This is a genomic window from Amycolatopsis sp. NPDC004169 (assembly GCF_040610315.1).
Lineage (GTDB): Bacteria > Actinomycetota > Actinomycetes > Mycobacteriales > Pseudonocardiaceae > Amycolatopsis.
This window is the reverse complement of sequence record NZ_JBEXMD010000012.1, coordinates 132,801-151,056: the sequence shown is the minus strand read 5'-3', so window position 1 is coordinate 151,056 and position 18,256 is coordinate 132,801. Positions and strand designations below refer to the sequence as shown.

At 69.0% G+C, this 18,256-nt stretch carries 18 protein-coding genes; 10 read left to right on the top strand and 8 right to left on the bottom strand.

The annotated features are described in order from the left end of the window. Window positions 1-65: 65 nt before the first annotated feature. The 9 genes from ABZX11_RS18820 (at window position 66) to ABZX11_RS18780 (ending at window position 10,357) form a co-directional block, all read left to right on the top strand. Window positions 66-989, top strand: coding sequence for a hypothetical protein (locus ABZX11_RS18820; protein ID WP_354914419.1), 924 nt, complete (start codon window positions 66-68; stop codon window positions 987-989). Between the two features lie 79 nt (window positions 990-1,068). Next, window positions 1,069-1,371 carry a hypothetical protein gene (locus ABZX11_RS18815; protein ID WP_354914417.1) on the top strand — a complete coding sequence of 101 codons (303 nt, stop codon included), beginning with the start codon at window positions 1,069-1,071 and terminating at the stop codon, window positions 1,369-1,371. A 246-nt stretch (window positions 1,372-1,617) separates the two neighbouring features. After that, window positions 1,618-2,190 carry a hypothetical protein gene (locus tag ABZX11_RS18810; protein WP_354914415.1) on the top strand — a complete coding sequence of 191 codons (573 nt, stop codon included), beginning with the start codon at window positions 1,618-1,620 and terminating at the stop codon, window positions 2,188-2,190. Continuing rightward, window positions 2,187-3,614, top strand: coding sequence for a hypothetical protein (locus ABZX11_RS18805; protein WP_354914413.1), 1,428 nt, complete (start codon window positions 2,187-2,189; stop codon window positions 3,612-3,614). The genes ABZX11_RS18810 and ABZX11_RS18805 overlap by 4 nt, the downstream gene beginning before the upstream one ends. Then, window positions 3,611-5,119, top strand: coding sequence for an SCO6880 family protein (locus ABZX11_RS18800; RefSeq protein WP_354914411.1), 1,509 nt, complete (start codon window positions 3,611-3,613; stop codon window positions 5,117-5,119). The genes ABZX11_RS18805 and ABZX11_RS18800 overlap by 4 nt, the downstream gene beginning before the upstream one ends. Further along, entirely contained in the window at window positions 5,116-6,654 is a 1,539-nt protein-coding gene (locus tag ABZX11_RS18795; protein WP_354914409.1) for an ATP-binding protein, read from the top strand. Before ABZX11_RS18800 ends, ABZX11_RS18795 begins: the two co-directional genes overlap by 4 nt. Then, window positions 6,651-7,778, top strand: coding sequence for a C40 family peptidase (locus ABZX11_RS18790; RefSeq protein WP_354914407.1), 1,128 nt, complete (start codon window positions 6,651-6,653; stop codon window positions 7,776-7,778). The genes ABZX11_RS18795 and ABZX11_RS18790 overlap by 4 nt, the downstream gene beginning before the upstream one ends. Window positions 7,779-7,820: 42 nt before the next feature. Then, window positions 7,821-9,677, top strand: a complete 1,857-nt coding sequence (locus ABZX11_RS18785; protein WP_354914405.1) for a TraM recognition domain-containing protein — start codon at window positions 7,821-7,823, stop codon at window positions 9,675-9,677. After that, window positions 9,674-10,357, top strand: coding sequence for a hypothetical protein (locus tag ABZX11_RS18780; protein ID WP_354914403.1), 684 nt, complete (start codon window positions 9,674-9,676; stop codon window positions 10,355-10,357). Before ABZX11_RS18785 ends, ABZX11_RS18780 begins: the two co-directional genes overlap by 4 nt. 512 nt (window positions 10,358-10,869) lie before the next feature. Here ABZX11_RS18780 and ABZX11_RS18775 read toward each other — a convergent pair. The 8 genes from ABZX11_RS18775 to ABZX11_RS18740 are packed head-to-tail and all read right to left on the bottom strand — an operon-like array spanning window position 10,870 to window position 17,465. Then, entirely contained in the window at window positions 10,870-11,607 is a 738-nt protein-coding gene (locus ABZX11_RS18775; RefSeq protein ID WP_354914401.1) for a class I SAM-dependent methyltransferase, read from the bottom strand. Further along, on the bottom strand, window positions 11,604-12,020 hold the full coding sequence (locus tag ABZX11_RS18770; RefSeq protein ID WP_354914399.1) for an HIT domain-containing protein: 417 nt from the start codon (window positions 12,018-12,020) through the stop codon (window positions 11,604-11,606). Before ABZX11_RS18770 ends, ABZX11_RS18775 begins: the two co-directional genes overlap by 4 nt. Continuing rightward, window positions 12,017-13,099: a glycosyltransferase family 4 protein gene (locus tag ABZX11_RS18765; RefSeq protein ID WP_354914397.1), complete on the bottom strand. Its 1,083-nt coding sequence runs from the start codon at window positions 13,097-13,099 to the stop codon at window positions 12,017-12,019. Before ABZX11_RS18765 ends, ABZX11_RS18770 begins: the two co-directional genes overlap by 4 nt. After that, window positions 13,096-13,620, bottom strand: a complete 525-nt coding sequence (locus ABZX11_RS18760; protein WP_354914395.1) for a deoxycytidine triphosphate deaminase — start codon at window positions 13,618-13,620, stop codon at window positions 13,096-13,098. Before ABZX11_RS18760 ends, ABZX11_RS18765 begins: the two co-directional genes overlap by 4 nt. Next, window positions 13,617-14,183: a dCTP deaminase gene (gene dcd / locus ABZX11_RS18755; RefSeq protein ID WP_354914393.1), complete on the bottom strand. Its 567-nt coding sequence runs from the start codon at window positions 14,181-14,183 to the stop codon at window positions 13,617-13,619. The genes ABZX11_RS18760 and dcd overlap by 4 nt, the downstream gene beginning before the upstream one ends. Further along, window positions 14,180-15,529, bottom strand: a complete 1,350-nt coding sequence (locus ABZX11_RS18750; protein ID WP_354914391.1) for a hypothetical protein — start codon at window positions 15,527-15,529, stop codon at window positions 14,180-14,182. The genes dcd and ABZX11_RS18750 overlap by 4 nt, the downstream gene beginning before the upstream one ends. 26 nt (window positions 15,530-15,555) lie before the next feature. Next, window positions 15,556-16,623 carry a succinyl-diaminopimelate desuccinylase gene (dapE, locus tag ABZX11_RS18745; protein ID WP_354914389.1) on the bottom strand — a complete coding sequence of 356 codons (1,068 nt, stop codon included), beginning with the start codon at window positions 16,621-16,623 and terminating at the stop codon, window positions 15,556-15,558. Next, window positions 16,620-17,465: a 2,3,4,5-tetrahydropyridine-2,6-dicarboxylate N-succinyltransferase gene (locus ABZX11_RS18740; protein WP_354914387.1), complete on the bottom strand. Its 846-nt coding sequence runs from the start codon at window positions 17,463-17,465 to the stop codon at window positions 16,620-16,622. Before ABZX11_RS18740 ends, dapE begins: the two co-directional genes overlap by 4 nt. 127 nt (window positions 17,466-17,592) lie before the next feature. On the opposite strand from ABZX11_RS18740, the gene ABZX11_RS18735 reads away from it, so the two are divergent. Next, window positions 17,593-18,252, top strand: a complete 660-nt coding sequence (locus ABZX11_RS18735) for a methyltransferase domain-containing protein (protein ID WP_354914385.1) — start codon at window positions 17,593-17,595, stop codon at window positions 18,250-18,252. Window positions 18,253-18,256 lie beyond the last annotated feature (4 nt).

Below are 18,256 nucleotides of genomic sequence, written 5' to 3'. Positions count from 1 at the left end.
GAGCACGGTCCCGCTGTGACCGCCGCACCCTTCACCGGCGCACCACCGCTGAGGGGAGGCCCGTCATGGTCACATCCGAGAACTTACCTGCGGATGTTCGCTCCACCGTGGACTCGCCGACCACCAAACCGCACCAGACCACGTCGACGGGCGACGCTGTCGAACTGGTCGACTGGTCACCGTTCGGCCGCGTGCTGCCAATTTTGGCCGCTTCTCCTGGGGCCGGCGCCACTGCTGCCGCCGTCGCGATCGCCGATGCGCTCCAGCTGGCGGGCCGATCGGTACTGCTCGTCGACGCCGGCGATCCCGTCCGATCCGGACTCGGACGTGCCGCGCGAGCCGACGGGCCACGTCGAGATGGACCCGGCTCCTCAGCCGGGATTCGGTTCTCCCGGCGCGCCCACGCGATCCTGGCGCGCCTAGACGTGGCCGACCTCGCCGCGGAGCCGGTGCTCTTCCCGGCCCCGCCGTACTGGCATCCCGGCGGTCGGAAGGTCGACGTGACTGTGGTCGACATCGGCCACGACCCGTGGCGGCTGGCGACCGATCCCGTCCTCGGACCGGGCCAGTGGCTGCGCACGGGGAGTCCGTCACCGATCCCTGCGCTGGTGGTGCGGCCTACCGTGCCGGGACTCGCGCACGCCGAGCAGGTCTTGGCCCGGTTGGAGCCGTGGGTGCGGACCGCTGCGGTGACTCCACCCACGCAACTGCTTGTCGTGGGCGCGCGCCGATGGCCGAAAGGCGTGGCCGGCGCCGCGGGTCGCCGCACCAGCATCCTGTTACCGGACACGGTGTTCTTTCCCCATGACCGCGACGTCGCCGAGCACGGAGTCACCGAAGAGATGACTCCGTCATCGCTGCGCGCGCCCGCCGAGCAGCTGCTCCGTTCCTGGCATGTGCTGCCACCACGGACACTCCGCCTGTCCTCGAGATGGCCGCGAATCGGCCCCGGCAACGGCAGTCCCCTCGCCGACCGCGACACTAGCTGAGCGCCTCCCGCCGCTCAGCTGAGAAGAACTTCAACGCCCTCCCACCTGACCCGCCTGACGTCACGTCGGGCGGTGCGACGTGGAGGGCGCGATGTCCGCGCACATTGTCATCGACTGGCTCGGCCAGATCCCGAATCCGACACCGGTCAAACCCGATGTCGGCGGCGACAAGATCCTGGGGCTGCTCAACAACGTCAAGTGGGGCGCGGCCGTCGCGCTCATCCTGGGCTTCTTCGTCGGGCTGATCGTCTGGGTCGGCGGCCGCTGGGTCGACCATCACCGTGCCGGGAAAGTCGGCGTCGTCATGATGCTCTGCGCCGTCGCCGGCGCAATCCTCTACGGCATCGGCTGGTCGCTGATCGACAGCTTCGCGGGCGGCTGAGCCATGTTCACCTCCACAGAATCGCCGCGCCCTCGTCCGCGAACCCGCCGCCTGATCATCGTCGTCGTCCTGCCTGTCGTCGCGGTCGCCGCGGTGCTGGTTGCCCGGCAGGCAACGGCACCACCGTCGTCCCCGCCGGGCGCGACTCCGCCCGGCGGCGCACCCTCGCCGACACCCACGGCGCCGGTTGACGAGGCGACTGCGCTGGCCACCCGTTCCATGCTGACCCTGCCGCCGGAAGCGGCCTTGCCGCATGAACTCACCACCGCCATGGCCGGCCCGCCGATCACCGTCCCGCGACCGGCGCCGATCGCGAACCGCGTTATCTCCGACAGCTTCCCGGCCAACGCCGAAGGCGCACTCGGTTGGCTGACCGCGTTCAACGAGTCCGCGATGCGCGGCGGCGACCCAGCCACTTACGTGCGGGCCTACAGCGAAGCCGCGCTCCCGCACGCCCCGTCCCCGCAGGGCAGCGGCCCGCTCGCGCTGCTGACCTCCTTCCGCGACGAAGCCGGCATCCGTCCCGGCGAGCTCAAGCCCGGCCTGACGGTGACCTACGAGGTGTCCCAGGGCTTGATCAAGGGCACCGCCGACGGCGGCCGGTTCGCGGTGGTGTGCACGCTCGGACAGCTGAGCTTCGACTACCAAGGCCAGTCCACCCGCATGGGCATCGGCGACTGCCAGGCCCTGCGCTGGACCGGCACCGCCTGGCGGATCGCCCCCGGCGCTCGCGCCGCTTACACGGCGTCGGCGTGGCCGGGCAGCGCCGAATCGGTCGCGGCCGGCTACCGGCCCCTGAACCGGGAGGGCGTCCGATGACGCCCGCGGAGCTGGAGTTGCTGAAGGCGCTGGGCAGGCTAGCCGGTGCAGGGGTCACAGCGACTGCCGCCGGGGTTCTCGAGCCGCTCATGGCGGCGACCTGGTCTGCGGCCTTGTTCATTCTGCGCACCGCGTTCCAATTGGTCGACCAGTTCTCCATCTTCACCGTGTCCACCACGGACGGGCCGGTGTCGATCCTGTGGCCGATGACACTGTGGATCTCCGGAGCCATCGCGCTGGGGATGTTCTTCTGGCAGATCATCATCACCGTCGCCCGCGGCGGCCGCGGCTTCGTCCGTCTGATCACCGGCCCGGTCCAGTACGGGATCGCTCTCGCGGTGACGGTCGGGGTGGTTGCGGCGTTCCTCGCCGCCGCTGACGGCCTGACCGAGGCGATCCTGTCCACGGGACTGCGGGTGGGCAACTTCCGCGACGCGCTGAACATGACCGGCTTCACCGACGCCCTCTCCGATGAAGTCAAGAACGTCGTGCTCGGCTTGGCCGGCGCCTTCGGGGTCATCCCCGCCGGACTGGGGTTCGCGTTCGAGGCCGTGTTCCGCGAAGCCGCAATCTATGTACTGGTCGGCGCAATTCCTATCGCCGCAGCGGGATTGGTAGCCGACGGAACAGGGCGGTGGTACTGGAAAGCCGTCCGCTGGTGCGTGGTGGCGGTGGCGATGAAACCGGCCCTGGCATTCGTTGTGGTGCTGGCCGTGGCGATCGTCGGTGGCGCGCAGGGGCTGTCCGGGCTGCTGACCGGTATCGGGGTGCTGTTCCTCGCGCTGTGTGTCCCGCTGGTGCTGTTCAAGCTGTTCGCCTTCGTCGACCCCGACGCCGACCCGCAAGGCGTGTTCCGGGACAAGCTCTCGGACGCGGGCCTGGATTCCTACGGCGCCAACAGCATCGCCGGGCGCATGGCTCGCGCGTTCCGGAACAAAGTCGGCAACGAGTTCGGCAATGAAGAGAACAGCGGCGGGGATGACGGCGGCGATGGCCAGGAGCAAGCCAACGTCGACCGCTTCGATCATGCCGTCGCCGATGAGGATACGAGCGGCGGCACGCCCGGCGAAGAGAATGCCCCTGCGGACGCGAGCGCCGCCGCCACCTCCGGCGGCCGTGCGCCCCATGCAGGCACCTCGGGCGCTGGCACAGAAAGAGCGGGAGCCGGCCGGACGGCAGAGGAGTCTGAGGGGGCAGAGGTACCTGCCGCGGGCGCTGACGGTGCCGGCGGCGCGAACGTGACTGGTGCTGTCGACGGCGGTAGCGATGATGACGGGCAGCCGCCACCTGCGGACCCGCCGGGCGATGCGGGTCCGCCGACCCCGCCGACCCCGCCGGCCCCCAAGCCGCCGGGCGGTCCGCCGCCGGACGAGGGCGGCGGCGCCGCGGCCGGTGAGGCCGAGGACGCGGCGGTGCTGCTGTGAGTACCGCGACACGCATCTATAAGGGGCTCTCCCGCAAGGAACACGCGGGCTGGATTATCGGCTTGACGCCAGTGCAGGCGTTCGTGTGCGTCGGATTGGCCGTGCCGGTGATCCTCGCACTGGCGGCCGGGCAGTTCGGCCGGGCATTGATGCTGGGCGCGGTGTGCGGCACGGCGGCGACGCTGGTCGTGGTGCCGGTCCGCGGACGTCCCGCGCTGCGGTGGCTCGGCCACCTGCTGCTCTACCGAGCCGGCATCGTCCGGGGCTGGTCGCGGTGGCAGTCTCGCGCGGTCACCGGGCAGACCACGGACCTGGATGAGCCGGATCTGCCCGGGGTGCTGGCCCGGCTGCGGTTCCCTGACGGGCCGCCGCTACGGGACCTTGGCCGGGTCTGTTTGATCCACGACACCGGCGACGGGCGGTGGGGTGCCACCGCGCGGCTGACCCACGCCGGGGTCGGGATGCTCTCGGACGCCCAGTGTGAGCGGCTGGCCAACCGGCTGGGCAACTTGCTGCTGTCGATCGGGCACCGTGAGGTCATCGACCGGATGACGCTGCTGGTGCGGACTGTGCCTGACGACGGCGCCGACTACCAGGCCTGGCGCGCCGAGCACGACGTCCCAGATGCACCCGCGCTCGCGCGCCAGGCGGCCGAGGAACTGGAACGGCTGGTCGGGGCGGTGTCGGTCCGGCACGAGGTGTTCGTCACCCTCTCCGGCGCCGAAGACGCCCTCCGCCGCCCGGCCGCCGCGGCCGGCGGAGGGGTCGCCGGCCGGGCCGCCGTCCTCTACCGCGTGCTGGACGGCCTCGAGGACAAGCTCAAGTCCCTCGGTGCCACCGCGGTCAAGTGGCTGTCGGGTCCGGAGCTGGCGTTGGTGATCCGCACCGGGTTCAACCCGGCCAGCGCCGCCGGCCTCGCCGCGCGCCGCCATCGCGCGGGCACCGAGGTGGGCGTCCGCTGGGCGACCGCCGGGCCAGTACACGCACCTTCGCCGTCGGCGCGGGCGTACTACCACGACGGCTTCGCGACGGTGTCCTACTCGGTGCTGATGCCGGAGGCCGGGACGGTGTTCGGGTCGCTGGGTGGGCTGCTGGCGGTCAAGACCGCCGGCGAGCGCCGCAGCCTCGCCGTCCACTACGAGACCCTGTCGCAGCACCGGTCCTGCAAGGCGGTGCGTCGGCTGCGGTTCCGCACCGGGGTGGTGCGGGACTGGAAGTCCTCGAAGGGGTTCAACTCCGGCGCCGCCGAAGACCGCGAAGCCGGGGGAGCGCGGGCACAAGAGCACGCGGTCGCGGCCGGGCACGGGATCGTCCGCTTCGCCGTCGCCGCGGCGGTTACGATCCCGGATACGTGGAATGTCGAGGACCACGCGGCCAAGCTGGAGAACGACATCGCCGGCCGCTTCCAGCTGCTGCGGATGGAACTGGCCCAGGACGCCGGGTTCGTCGCCGCGGTCCTGCCCGTCGGTGTCGGCCTGCCCCGGCTGCGCGGCGGTGCGTCATGAGCCGCCGCACCGACGAGCGGACCGCCGCGGAACTGCTCGCCACCTTCGGGCCCGCACTCGGCACGCGACCGACGGGGCACCAACGCCGGGACGGCCGGACCGCCCGCGTGAACCGGCGTGCAGCACCGCAGCGCGGGTTCGCCCGCCCCGGGTACGGCTGGTCGCCGGTGGCGGCGCCGCTGCAGGTCTATCAGGCCGGCACCCACGTGCTGGGCGGGTTGTTCCCGTTGCTGGCGGCGAGCCCGCTGCCGGCGGTCGGGGCGCGGATGGGCTACGACGTCCACTCCGGCGGCGCGTTCTACCTGCACCCGGTCGAGTTCGTTCTCCGCTCGATCTGCACCAACCCGAACATGGTCCTGTTCGGCGAACCCGGCCGCGGCAAGAGCTCCACGGTGGTGGCGTTCCTGCTGCGGATGATGCTCACCGGCGTCCGCACCCTGATCTCCGGCGACGTCAAAGGCGAATACACCCCGCTGCTGCACGCGCTCGGGGTGACGCCGATCATGCTCGGCCGCGGCAGCAGCGCCCGCCTCAACGCCCTCGACCTCGGGCCCCTGGCCGCCCGCTGGGACGCCTGGTCGACCGAGCGGCAACGCGACGAGCTGGACGGGGTGCTTGGCCGGTGGGTGCAGCTGCTGGTGGCGCTGGCCGAAGCCCAGGGCTACCGGCCCACCGTCACCGACGAAGCCGCGCTCTCGGCGGTACTGCGGCAGCTGCTCGGCGTCCACGACGGCTACACCCGGCTCACGCCGATCACCATCCCTGACGTCCATCGGGCGCTGTCCGATCCGGATGAGCAGCTGTGGCAGAGCCTGCGCTTCGCCGGCCGCCGCCAGTTCCTCGACCATCTTCGCTCGATCACCGACGCGCTGGCCAACCTGATCAGCGGACCGCTGGCCGGCTTATTCGATGCGGCCACGAATTTCACCGTCGACTGGGACGCCCCGATCCAGAGCCTGGACCTCTCGCGGTTACGCACCCGCGGCGACCAAGCCATCGCCGTCGCGTTGACCTGCCTGGGGTCGTGGTCGTCGCTGGCCACGGATCTGCAGGAGGACGGGGAGCTGCGGATCGTCGTCCGCGACGAGATCTGGCGCCAACTCCGGCTCGGGCTGCGCGCAGTGCAGGCCGTCGACAGCGAACTGCGGCTCTCGCGCGCGGAACGCAAGATCCAGGTGCTGGTCAGCCACAAACCGGGCGACTTCCTCTCCGTCGGCGCCACCGGCTCCCAAGAAGTCGCCATCGCCCGCGACCTGCTCGCCCTCTGCTCGATCCGAATCCTTCTTGGACAGTCCACGCGCGTCGCGAGCGAATTGGCCGATGTCCTTGCTCTCTCGGAGAAAGAGCACGAGGCCACAACCGGATGGGCAAACGACCGCCAGGGCCGAGCGCTGTGGAAGATCGAGAACCGAACCGGCCTCAAGGTACAGACGGTGCTCAGCCGGATCGAGCGGCAGATCTTCGACACCAACACCCAGCTGGTCCGGAAACCACATCGGCTGCCCGACGGTCAGTCGCCGGCGGTGTCGCCGTGAAGGAAACCGGATTCCTAGCGGGCGTCACGGGTGCGCTGGTCGGGCTGGTGATGCTGCCGATCCTCGCGCTGGCGCTCGTCGCTGTCCCGGCCGCGACTGCAACGGTCGTGCAGCTGAGCGGCTGCGAGCAGGGCGGTCCGGGCGGCGGGTCGATCGTCGTCGACCGGCAGCAGCTGGGCGCCGACGAGATGGATATTGCCCGCACCATCGTCGACGTCGTCCAGCAGCGCCGTCTGCCACGGCGGGCCGCAGTTCTCGCGATCGCCACCGCGATGGTCGAGTCCGGGCTGCGCAACCTCGACTACGGCGACCGCGACTCACTCGGGGTGTTCCAGCAACGCCCGAGCCAAGGCTGGGGCACCCGCGCGCAGATCCTCAACCCCGTCTACGCCACCGGAAAGTTCCTCGACGCCCTCATCGCCCTGCCCGGCTGGGACACCATGGCCCCAGGGCAGGCGGAGCAAGCGGTGCAGCACAGTGGCTTCCCGGACCGCTACGCCCCGCGCGAACCGGCCGCCGCCGCGATCGTGGATCGGTTCTGGACCGGGGCGGACAACCCCGTGCTGGCCACCCCGCCCGGTGGCGGGACGGAGGCCGTGCAGGCGAAGACGCTGTGCCCGGACCAAGGCGGATCCGACATCCCCCGCGAACCGGGCCAGGTCGACCCGACCAAGCTGCCGCCGGGGTTCGCACTGCCGGACGATGCTCGCCAGCGCGCCGCAGTCGGCTTCGCCCTCAACCAGCTCGGCAAGCCCTACGTGTGGGGAGCGAAGGGCCCGGACGCCTACGACTGCTCCGGGCTGATGCTCGCCTCCTGGGCCGCCGCCGGGATCGGAATCCCCGCCGGCACGATCAGCCAGGTCCACGCCGGGCACGCCGTCTCGTCACTGGAGCAGGTACAGCCGGGCGATCTGCTGTTCATTCCCGGCTCGCTGGGGACTGCGCAGGTACCGCGGCACGTCGGGATGTACGCCGGGCACGGCCTGATCGTCGACGCCTACGACACCGACACCGGCGTCATCCTCGAACCCCTCTCCGCCTGGACGTCGAAGATCGTCGCGATCCGCCGGATAGCCGACCCAGATTTGCCCTCCCCGCCACCGGGAGGGAGCCCACTCCGATGAACCACGTGGTGCCGCTCTCCCGCTGTCCGGGAGGAGCGGCCGATGCCGCGCACACGCACCGACACCCTCAACCTCGACCGCGACGTCGCCCTGATGGGCCTCGCAGTCGCCGCCCTGGCAATCCTGTGCGCGCTCGGCGCGATCGTCGTCGCCGCGGCCGTTCTGGTGACCGGATTCTTCTCCGGCACGTGGACCTGGCCGCCGATCACCGCATGGGCGGGCTTCGCGCTCACGGTCGTCTTCCACGCCGCTGACCCGGGGCCACGTTTGCCGTTCCCGTGGTCGGGCGCGGTCAGCGAGCACCAGCTGGCGTTCTACATCTGGTTCACCACCATCACGACGCTCGCCGCCGGTCTCACTGTGGGCGCCGCGATCCCGGTCTGGCGACGCGTCGCGCCGACCGATGCCGGCCACGCCACCCGCCGCGAGATGGGCAAGACCCTGTCGATCGACGCCGCACGCAAGACCGCGACGTGGACCCGCGGTGACCTCACTGACGAGCAACGCCGCATCGCGCCCGTCGAGGAAATCGCGGTCCCGCTGCACCAAGGGCCCCGCCGCCAGCAGCTGGTCACCTCCCTGGAGACCCCGACGGGGACGATCGCGCCGACCCGCTCGGGCAAGAGCCGCACCGACCTGGTGCACAAGGTCCTCGCCGCACCCGGAGCTGTGGTGGCGTCGACGACGAAGAACGACCTCGCCGAGTGGTGCCTGCTGGCCCGCACCCGCCGCCCGGGCGCCGGGCCGGTGCTGGTGATCGACGCCACCGGCACGCTGTCCTGGCCGGCCCACGCCCGCTGGTCCCCGGTCACCGGCTGCGCCGACCCCGCGGTCGCGCTGCGGCGGGCGGAGACGCTGATCGAAGCGTCCTCGCTCGGGCTCCAGGACGTCGGCGGCAACGACGCGGTGTTCCGCGGCCGGGCCACGATCGTCATGCAGGCCTACCTGCTCGCCGCCGCCACCCATCACCGGACCGTCGATCACCTGGTGCGGTGGTCAATCGCCAAACCCGCCGACCGGGAACCCGCCGAGCTGCTGGAGCAGCAGTATCCGCAGCTGGCGCAGAACCTGGAGTCGGAGATCGGGATGGTCGCCGAGACCTCCGACGCAGTCTGGATGAGCGTCCGGCGCGCGATCGAACCGTTCATGAACCCAGCGATCTGCTACTTCGCCACCCCGAGCCCGGCCGAGGAACTGGACATCGACGAGTTCCTGCGCCGCCGCGGCAGCCTGTTCATCATCGCCGGGGAACACCAGGCCCCGCAGGCCCGGCCGGTGCTGACCGCGCTGGTCGAGCAGATCCTCACCACCGCCCAGGACACCGCACTACGCCACGAACGCCGCCGGCTGGAACCACCGACCACCGCGATCCTGGACGAGCTGTTCGCCGGAACACCGGTGCCGCGGCTGCCGGCGATCATCGCCGACTCCGCCGGCCGCGGCGTGCTGATCCACTGGTCCGCGCAATCCCGCTCCCAGCTGGACGAGCTCTACGGCGAACCCGGCCGGCTGCAGCTGATCGACAACACCCTCACCCTGACCGCGTTCCCGGGGCTGAAGGACGACAAGACGCTGGAGTGGCTGTCCACGCTGTCCGGGCAGCACCGCCGCCGCACTCATCAGCACCACAGCGACGGACTGTTCAGTGTCGGGCGCGGCGCCAGCGGCGAGGAGACCGTCCCGACGCTGCGCGCGGGGGACATCCGCACCCTCGACCGCGGCCGGGTGCTGATGCTGCACGGCAACCTCCGCCCGATCCTCGGCCGGACCGTCGACGTCGAACAACGCCCGGACTGGCCCCAGCTACGGGCCGACGTCGCCGCGATCCGCTCCGGGCGGGCCGCGATCACCCCCGACGGCTACCCGCTGCTCCTGGCCGGTGGCGGTGATCTGCGATGAACGACGAAGACATCGCCGAACGCCCGCACGATGCCGACGGCGACGGCGACGGCGACGAGCGGGGAACAGGCGGTGAAGAGGAACTCGAGCCGCGGTCGCTGGACGAGCTCAACGAGGTGGTCGCAGGACTGGAAACCGTGGCCGAGGTCCTGGGCCGGCAGATCGAGCAGGTGTCGAAGAAGCTCGCGGAGCTGACCGAAGAGCCGGAGAGCGACCCACGGCTGGCGCGGTGGCTGATGTTCCCGCCGCCGGACGCGGCCGAAGACCAGCAGCACCGCGGAGAAACACCGCTGTTCACGATCGCGCACTTCGTGCAGTACTACAACGAGACCTACGTCGGCAATCCCGGGACTCGCGCGGTCGCCATCCCCGACTGCTGGCTGGAGCATCCCGGCCTGGTCGCCGAGCTGGCCACCCTCACCTACACCTGGCGCGAAGCCCACCTGGGCAAGACAGCCACCGCCCGCGACGCCCAGTACTGGCACGACCACTGGCGGCCCGGCTTCGCCGAGCGCATGGTCACCGAGTGGGTTCATCAACGCTGCCGATCCGACGGCCACAAGACCGCCGGCGCACCGGCTCGGCCCGACCGGTTCACCTTGGAACACCGCCAACGGCAAGCACGGGTAGCGGCAGAAGCCGGCGCCGACGACCGGCAAGCCATGCCCAGCCGGCCATGATCACCTACTCGCGTCGCCGGTCGCGGAGGCGCCAAGCGGGTAGCCGGTTTGTGCGTGTGCCGGTGATCGCGCTGTATGTCGCGTGCGTCGTCGGCGCGAACTGGCTGGCCAAGCATGTCGGCGTCGGGCTCGGCTTGCACGCTGCAGCCGCGGCGTACGTGGCGGCAGCGTGCTCGTGGTTCGTGACTGGGTGCAACGCCACGCCCGACTACGGATCTCACTGGCGGCCCGCGATGACCGTGTCAAACAATCCTCCTTCCTGGCCTGTAAAGGTCGTCCGCATCGGCATTGTGGCCGACCTCGCGCGGCTCCCGACTTCCGGGGGCGAAGTGGCCTGGGAGGACATCGTGTCCAAGCCACGCGGCGAAACCGGCCACGCCGTCGCCGAAGTGATCATGACCTTCCCGCGGCAGCAGCCGGGGGCCTGCACGCGGCGGTGGCCGCCGACTCCCAGTCCGAGAGCGACGGGGCCATGTTTGGCGACTTGTGATCGCACCTTGGCCACGCTTCGGTCACAGATCAGCAACAGTCCAGACGCCGATTGATTTGTCAGAAAAATGCAATTCGACCTCAGCACCGTCGATAATTGCCGTATAGACCTCAGTGCACTGCTCGTTGAGGATGCGGAGCGGATCCGGCAGGTTGAAAGGCGCGCGACACAGGTTGAGTGGCCGCCAACCACCGGTCCGTATGTCATTCATCTCGGTACGGTCGGTGAATGTGGTGGCCGCGAAGTACGTCGCCCCGCTTCGCCGGACGTTCTCCAGGGCGGCGAGCGCTTCCGCATCGCTCAGATGCACCAAACAGTCGCGTGAAAAAATCAGATCCACCAACGGTAGCTGATCGCGGGCGAGATCGAGAACCTCGAAATCGCGGTCGGCCCGCGCGAAAAGCCGACGGTTTCGTTCGACCACCTCGGGCACGATATCCGCACCGATGTACCGTTGAACTCCCAACTCGACACGCGACATCCAGAAGAAGTCTCCGCACGGAAGATCGAGGACGCTGCGAACGCCGAGTTCGGCGATCAGCGGCGGCAGTCCGGCACGCAGAGCCTCGGTCTGGGCGAGGTTCGACCCGAGACCGGAGCGGGAAGTCTGGTGATCGTCGTACCCGGCTACGGGTTCCTCGACCAGAGTCCATTCTTCGCTGGCATAGATCCGTGTGAAGATCTCCCGAGTCGACTGGCGCGGGCTGTTTGTTTCAGCCTCGTTCACAAGCTGCACTTCCTCTCTGTTCAACGGCATCATCCGGTCTCCGACAACCGCACTCGTGTTTTTTCCAGATCGGCCAGCGGGCGAGGCTGCGCCTGCCACGGCCGGTGCAAATGGTCGCCCGTCAACCGGGGAACGACGTGCAAGTGGAAGTGGAATACGTCTTGCCAACCCGCCTCACCGTTGGCTTGGAACAAGGTCATCCCGTCCGGCCGCAGAACCTCCCGGATGCGCCGTGCGAGGCGGTGAGCCGTGCGCATGACCGCCGCGGCGTCTGCTGCGGTGATCTGCCAGAGATCCGTCACGTGCGCTTTGGGAATCACCAGGGTGTGCCCCTCCATCACGGCCGTGATGTCGAGGAACGCGAGAGTTCGAAGGTCTTCGTAAACGATCGCCGCCGGCATGCGCCCGGCGACGATGGCGCAGAACACGCAACCGTCGCTCGTCACCGAGCGACCGCAGCGGTCAGATCCAGCAGCGCGTCCGACGTGCCGGACAGCGGGAGACGCGCGCTGTTGGCTAACCCGCTGGATCGCAGCTCGTCAAGGCGTGCCGGTGAGCGAGCGAGGTCCTTCATCGTTGCCACAACGCTCTCGTGATCACCGAAGTCGACGGCGAGCGCGGACTCGCCGAGCACCTCGGTCAGCCCGGGGACCGGCTGGTAGGCGACGGGAAGGCCGCAGGCCTGCGCTTCGATGGCAACCAGACCGAACGCCTCCAGCTTGAGAGAGGGCACGATCAGCAGATCATGCCGGGCGAACTCCCTCCACAGCTCTTCGCGGGCGAGCCAGCCCGAGTAACGCACCCGTGGCAGGCCGTTCTGCCCGGCGAGACAGTCGTATTCCGCAGGAGGAGCGGCGACGCTGAGTTCGATGTCCTCTTGTTCCGCCAATCTCGTGAAGACACCGGCAGTGGCTTTCTCCGAAGTCAGCCGACCGGCGTAGAGGATCCGCAGTCGATCGGAGGCACGTGCCACTCGTTCCGGTGGTTCGGCGAGGAGCCGGTCCGGTACGCCCCACGGAACATGAGCGATGCGCTCCGGCGCGACCGCGGCGAAATCACGCAACCGTGCGGCCATGGCGCGTGCCGGCACCACGATCACGTCAGTCGACCCGACTGTTTGGCGAAGCACCTCGGCCTGGGTCGGATTGGACTCGGCGAACAGCAGGTCGGTGCCGTGCACCAATGCGATCGACGGCTGATCGGGAAACGCTTTGCGCAGCGCCGGAGTAGCTCCGAATGTCAGGTGCTGAAAGTGGAGAACCCGAGGTTCCGTCCCAGCGAACCGTGCCCTGATCTCGTCGGCCAGCCTGTCCACGAAGGTCCAGAAGGCAGGCCCGGAAACGGCCTTGTCCCGTACATCGAGCAGCGCGAGCTGACTCGGCCGGATGCGGCTCCCGGTATCTGTCCCCAGCATGAAGACGTCCGCGGGTATTGGCGCATCGCGACCGAGGTACAGGTCACGCAGGAGTTCGACGCTGCCGCCCGGGCTCGGATGAGGCAGGTCGATCCCGGTCAGGACATTCACGTGAACTCCTCGTGCAGGCGCGAGACGTCGATGCCGTCGGTGCGGGTGTACTTCCTACCCATGTCCTGATAGCTGGCCGGGGCCCCGCGGGTGCGCAGGAAAATGATCTTCCCGAATGTCATCCCGGCGTAGACGCGGACTGGCCGGACCGCTCGGATCTCGAGGGTCCACCGAATCGCGTGGCCCACGTGCCCCAGCGGGGCGGAGACGTGCACCCAAACGCCCATGGCTCCCACCGTGCGGTCTCCGTTGATCATTTGGGCGTACTGCTCCGAGTGCGTGTGCTCGTGCGTTACCCCCAGGTACAGGCAGCCCGGCCGCAGGACCATGCCGTCCGGCGGAATGACGTGCTCGGTGAACTCGGCCGGGGTCGCGGCATCGAGTGCGGTGTCGCAGGTGCGGATCGTGTCGCCGAGCCGCCAGTCGTAGGCGTTCGGTGAGAGCCGGTCCGCCTCGAACGGTTCGATGGTGATGTCGCCCGACTCGACACCCCGGGCGATCTGGGGGCCAGTAAGAATCACCGCTGCCCCGGCTTGTCGCGCCAGTAGCGGGATTCCTGGGGACCGACCGCGCCCTGGTACTTCCCGGAGTAGAGGTCGATGTCACCGAGGGTGTCGAAGAACATGATCTGCCCGATCTTCATGCCGGGATACACGCGCAACGGTCGTACCGGCGAAAGCATGAGGGTCCATTGGCCGTGGAACCCGATGTCCCCGATCGGGGCGGTGATCTCGACGAAGAGCCCGAGCCTGCCGACCGATGACCGGCCGAAGAGTAGCGGCACGTAACAGTCCGAACCCACTTCCTCGACGGTGTGACCCAGGTAGAGCTCGTCCGGCTGGAGGACGAAACCCGTGGAGTCTATTTTGATCGTTTCGGTGGGATTGGGACGGTAGGCGTCGATCACCTCACCCGTGTAAGTCATCAGGGTCTCGCCGAGGCAGACGTTGTAGCTGTTGGGATTGACCTGATCACGGCTGAACGGCGAAATGCAGATCTTCCCGTCCCTTGTGGAGTCGACGATCTCGGGACCGGTGAGTATCACGACGGGCACCTGCTTCCGGAAAAGGCCATCGTGGGTCAATCCTTCGAGTAGGTGGGGAAGAACGACGCGGTATCCGGCCAATGCGCCGCCTGCCAGTCCCTTCGGTCCTGATTGGACGCATCATCGGGGATGACGACCAGCTGCTCGTCGAACCATTGGGTGAGCAGGTCACAGTGCAGGCTGAACTCCTCGCGCGATCGTCCGCTCACGACGACCTGCCCCACGCCCGCGATCGTGTTCGCGGCGCCGGCCAGCCTGGTTCCATAGGGCTGCTCGAGACGGACGTGCTCGACCCCTGGGCGAGCCGCCACAGCCACCGGTGAAGGGTAACTCGCCACAACCCCGGCGCGACCGGGCAGGAATGTCGAGCCGACCGTACCGGGCCGGATCGACGGCTCGATGCGTGGATCGATTCCGGCGGCGCAGAGCACCGAAGCCGCGCCGAGGTCGACGCCGAACTTGCATTCGACCACTTCGTGGGTGAGGCCGCCACCGCGACGTGCGGCGCATTCCCCGAAAACGAGGCGGCCCGTCCCCCGCTCCCGGAACAGTTCGAGATGGAACACGCCTGATTCCAGGCCGAGTGCCTTGACGGTGGTCTCCGCCATCGGCCGGACCATTTCGTACACGTCCGCGTCGGCGGACGGATCGAACCGTTCGCCGCGCATAACGCCGTTGGACTCCACGATGGCCAGGCAGGGCTCCGAGTAGCTGCCGACGCAGAAGAACTGGATCTGCCCGTCGAAAACGACACCCTCCACGACCCACTCGTCACCGTCGATGAACTCCTCGAGGACGAAGGCGCGTTGCGGGATCCGCAGGCGGCGGTATTCGGCGCAGCGGGCGGCCAGCTCGGCACGGCTCCGGACGATCGAGGTGTTCCGGGTGCCGCCGCCCGCGACCGGTTTCAACACCGCCACCCCGAAGTCGTCGATACCGCTGAGATCGGGCTCGTGGACGTCCTCGATGATCTGCGACGCGGCGGCTGCAACCCCGGCCGCCGAGACGAGACGCTTCTGCACCGACTTGTCGCGGAAGCGCACGGCGGTCCCGGCGTCGATGGCGGGCACGCCGAGAACGCGCCCGAGCGCCGCCGCGGTGACCAGAGCCTCCTCGCTCGACGTCTGGATGCCGACGATTTCGCGATCGACGACGCCTTGCCGGTGCAAGCTGAAGAGCACGCGCTCGATGCTCGTCGCGTCTTCGCTGAACACCGCGTGTGCGCCTTCCGGAATCGGCATCCGGCTCCAGTCGCTGACCAGCGGGCCCCAGTCACCGGTGAACGGGCTGTGGACCACGACCGGGTTCAAGCCGTGCCGGAGCGCTCCACGGATCGCGTACGGGTCTCCGCCGATGAGAAGGAGGACTGGCTGGCTGTCGGACATCGGGAATCCTTCGGATCGGAGGGTGGTCAGGCAAGCAACCAGGAGCGGAGCAGCTCTTCGCAGGTGCTGATCGACGCGAGAGCCACGGACTCGTCACGGGTGTGGGCCAAATCGGGATCCCCGGGACCGAAGTTGATCGCCGGGATGCCCAAGGCCGCGAAGCGGGCGACGTCGGTCCAGCCGTACTTCGGACGTACGGGAACGCCGAGCGCGTTCACCAGCTCCCGGACTGCCGCTGTGCTCAGCGAGGGGGGCGCCCCCGGCACCACGCGGACCGGCGTGATGGCGAACCCGTCGAAGATCTCCCGTACCCGGGTCACCGCCTCATCCGGCGTTTTGTCGGGCGCGAAGCGGTAGTTCACTCTGACTACGCATGAATCGGGCACGACGTTGCCGGCTGAACCACCGTCGACCCGGACGGCGAGCAGGCCCTCGCGGTACTCGAGGCCGTCGACTTCGACGATTTGGTCGCCGTGGGCGTTCAAGCGAGCGAGAAGTGGCTCGATGGCGTGGATCGCGTTCGCACCCAACCACGATCTCGCCGAATGCGCGGCGCGTCCCGAAGCCGTCACGTCGACCCACAGGGCGCCTTGGCAACCAGCCTCTGCCACGAGGCCGGTGGGCTCGAGCAGGATCGCGAGATCGCCCGCGACCCGAGCGGGGTCCCGGTGGGCGATCCGCTCGAGACCACTGGCGGTGTCGGTGACCTCTTCGTTGTCGTAGAAGACGAAGGTCAGATCGCGGTTCGGAGCGGTGAGCGTCGTGGCGAGGCGCAGCTGCACCGCCAAACCGGCCTTCATGTCGGTGGTGCCTCGTCCGAACAGGCGACCGGCCACGGTTCGCGCCGGCAGGTTGTCCGTGACCGGGACGGTGTCGAGGTGGCCGGCCAGTACGACTCGTTCGGCCCGGCCGAATGCGGTGCTCGCGACGAGCGAGTCACCGTCGCGATGCACCTCCAGCCAGGGAATAGCCCGTAGTGCCTGTTCAACGACGTCGGCCAGTTGGGCTTCCTGGCCACTCACGGAAGGGATGTCGACCAGCTGGGCGGTGAGCGCTACCACGTCGGCGCTCAGGTCGAGAACGGCGGGCTTCACCGGCCGACCACCGTGCCGTGCTCGCGGAAGATCTCGTTGAGCTGGAGCTTCTCGTGCGTTTGACCTTCCTCCAGGTGCCGGACCACGAGGACGCACGGCATCGCGAAGTCGCCGGCGGCGGTAGTGGTCACTCGCGCCGACCCGACGCCGACCGACCAGGCTGGCAGCTCCCCGCGTGCCAGCTCCTCTCCGGTTGTCGCGTCGAACACGCGTGTCGAAGCCGTCAGAACCGTGCCGGCGCCGAGCTTGGCCCCCCGGCGGATCCGAGCTCCTTCCACGACGGCACACCGCGAGCCGATGAAGGCGTCGTCTTCGACGACCACGGGAGCCGCACTTTCGGGCTCGAGAACGCCGCCGATCCCGGCGCCACCGGCGACGTGCACGTTCCGGCCGAGCTGGGCGCACGAGCCCACCGTCGCCCACGTGTCGATCATCGTACCCGCGCCGACGTAGCCCCCGATGTTGACGAAGGACGGCATGAGCACGACGCCGGGTGCGAGATGGCTGCCCCACCGGGCGATCGCGCCGGGCACGACGCGAACCTCGTCAAAGCGTCGTTTCAACGGCAGGCGATCGTTGTGCCGGAATTCGCCGACTTCCGATTCCTTCATCGGAAACAGTTTGAAGGAAAGGAGGATGGCACGTTTCGCGCGCTCGTCGACCACGACCTGGTCCGTCGCCTCGTCGACCCATGCGACGCGGGCTTTACCTCGATCGAGCAGGTCGATGGCGGCGGTCACGTACGCACGTGCCTCCTCGTCCACGACCGAAAGGCTCGCCCGTGAAAGCCAAAGTTCTTCGATCACGTCGGCAAGGGGACTGTCGGACGGCTGCGAATCCATGTCCGGAGTCTGATCGAGGAATCAACGAAAGTCCATTGCGTGCGAGTGCGGATCACGGGGCCTTGTTTCCGATTCAGGCCGCGACCACAGTGGTGACACCGGAGAAACAACCAAGGGGGGTGAAGCATTGTCGGACATCGAAGGTTTGCGGGCCTTCTACGACAGTGCCGTGGGCGAGAGCATTTTCGATGTCTGGGAGCGGGGTGGTGCACGAGGCGACTCGATCACGCCTTCCACGTTCTCGGACTCCTACCGCGCGCACATCGGCGCCGTCCTGCGTGACCGTCTCGGCGCACCGGGGTCGGCGTCGTTGCTGAGCATCGGCTGCGGCAACGCCGTCGTCGAAGCCGAGCTTGCGCGCGCCGGGTACGAGGTGCTCGCGGTCGACGCGCTCGATGAAGCCGTCAGGTTGGCGGAGGGGAAGGGCCTGCGCGCCGTCAAGGCGGACGTCGCGACCTGGGAGCCCGGCCGGCGATGGGACGTCGTCTACGCGGACGGCCTGCTGGGACACCTCTACGACGCGGAGGCAGGGCTCCAGCCGATCCTGACCCGCGTCCGGTCCTGGCTCGCCGGGCCGCGCGGAACCCTGGTCGTGTCGAACGACGCTCCGAAGTGCGGACTCGACGCGGAGCCGGCACCTGGCGTGCCCGGTTTCCACTGGCTGTCGAACGGCCTGCTCGAGGCGGAGGCGAAACGAGCCGGCTTCGACGAAGTTTCGTCGTCTGCGTTCGTGTACGAGAGGCCGATCTCCGGGCCTCGTGAGCGCGCGATCGTCGTCGCCGCATGACCAT

Excerpts from the sequence above, each read along its gene's own strand:
- ABZX11_RS18820 (WP_354914419.1), top strand. The coding sequence starts at position 66 with ATGGTCACATCCGAGAACTTACCTGCGGATGTTCGCTCCACCGTGGAC.
- ABZX11_RS18805 (WP_354914413.1), top strand. The coding sequence starts at position 2,187 with ATGACGCCCGCGGAGCTGGAGTTGCTGAAGGCGCTGGGCAGGCTAGCC.
- ABZX11_RS18795 (WP_354914409.1), top strand. The coding sequence starts at position 5,116 with ATGAGCCGCCGCACCGACGAGCGGACCGCCGCGGAACTGCTCGCCACC.
- ABZX11_RS18785 (WP_354914405.1), top strand. The coding sequence starts at position 7,821 with ATGCCGCGCACACGCACCGACACCCTCAACCTCGACCGCGACGTCGCC.
- ABZX11_RS18780 (WP_354914403.1), top strand. The coding sequence starts at position 9,674 with ATGAACGACGAAGACATCGCCGAACGCCCGCACGATGCCGACGGCGAC.
- ABZX11_RS18775 (WP_354914401.1), bottom strand. The coding sequence starts at position 11,607 with ATGATGCCGTTGAACAGAGAGGAAGTGCAGCTTGTGAACGAGGCTGAA.
- ABZX11_RS18750 (WP_354914391.1), bottom strand. The coding sequence starts at position 15,529 with ATGTCCGACAGCCAGCCAGTCCTCCTTCTCATCGGCGGAGACCCGTAC.
- ABZX11_RS18740 (WP_354914387.1), bottom strand. The coding sequence starts at position 17,465 with ATGGATTCGCAGCCGTCCGACAGTCCCCTTGCCGACGTGATCGAAGAA.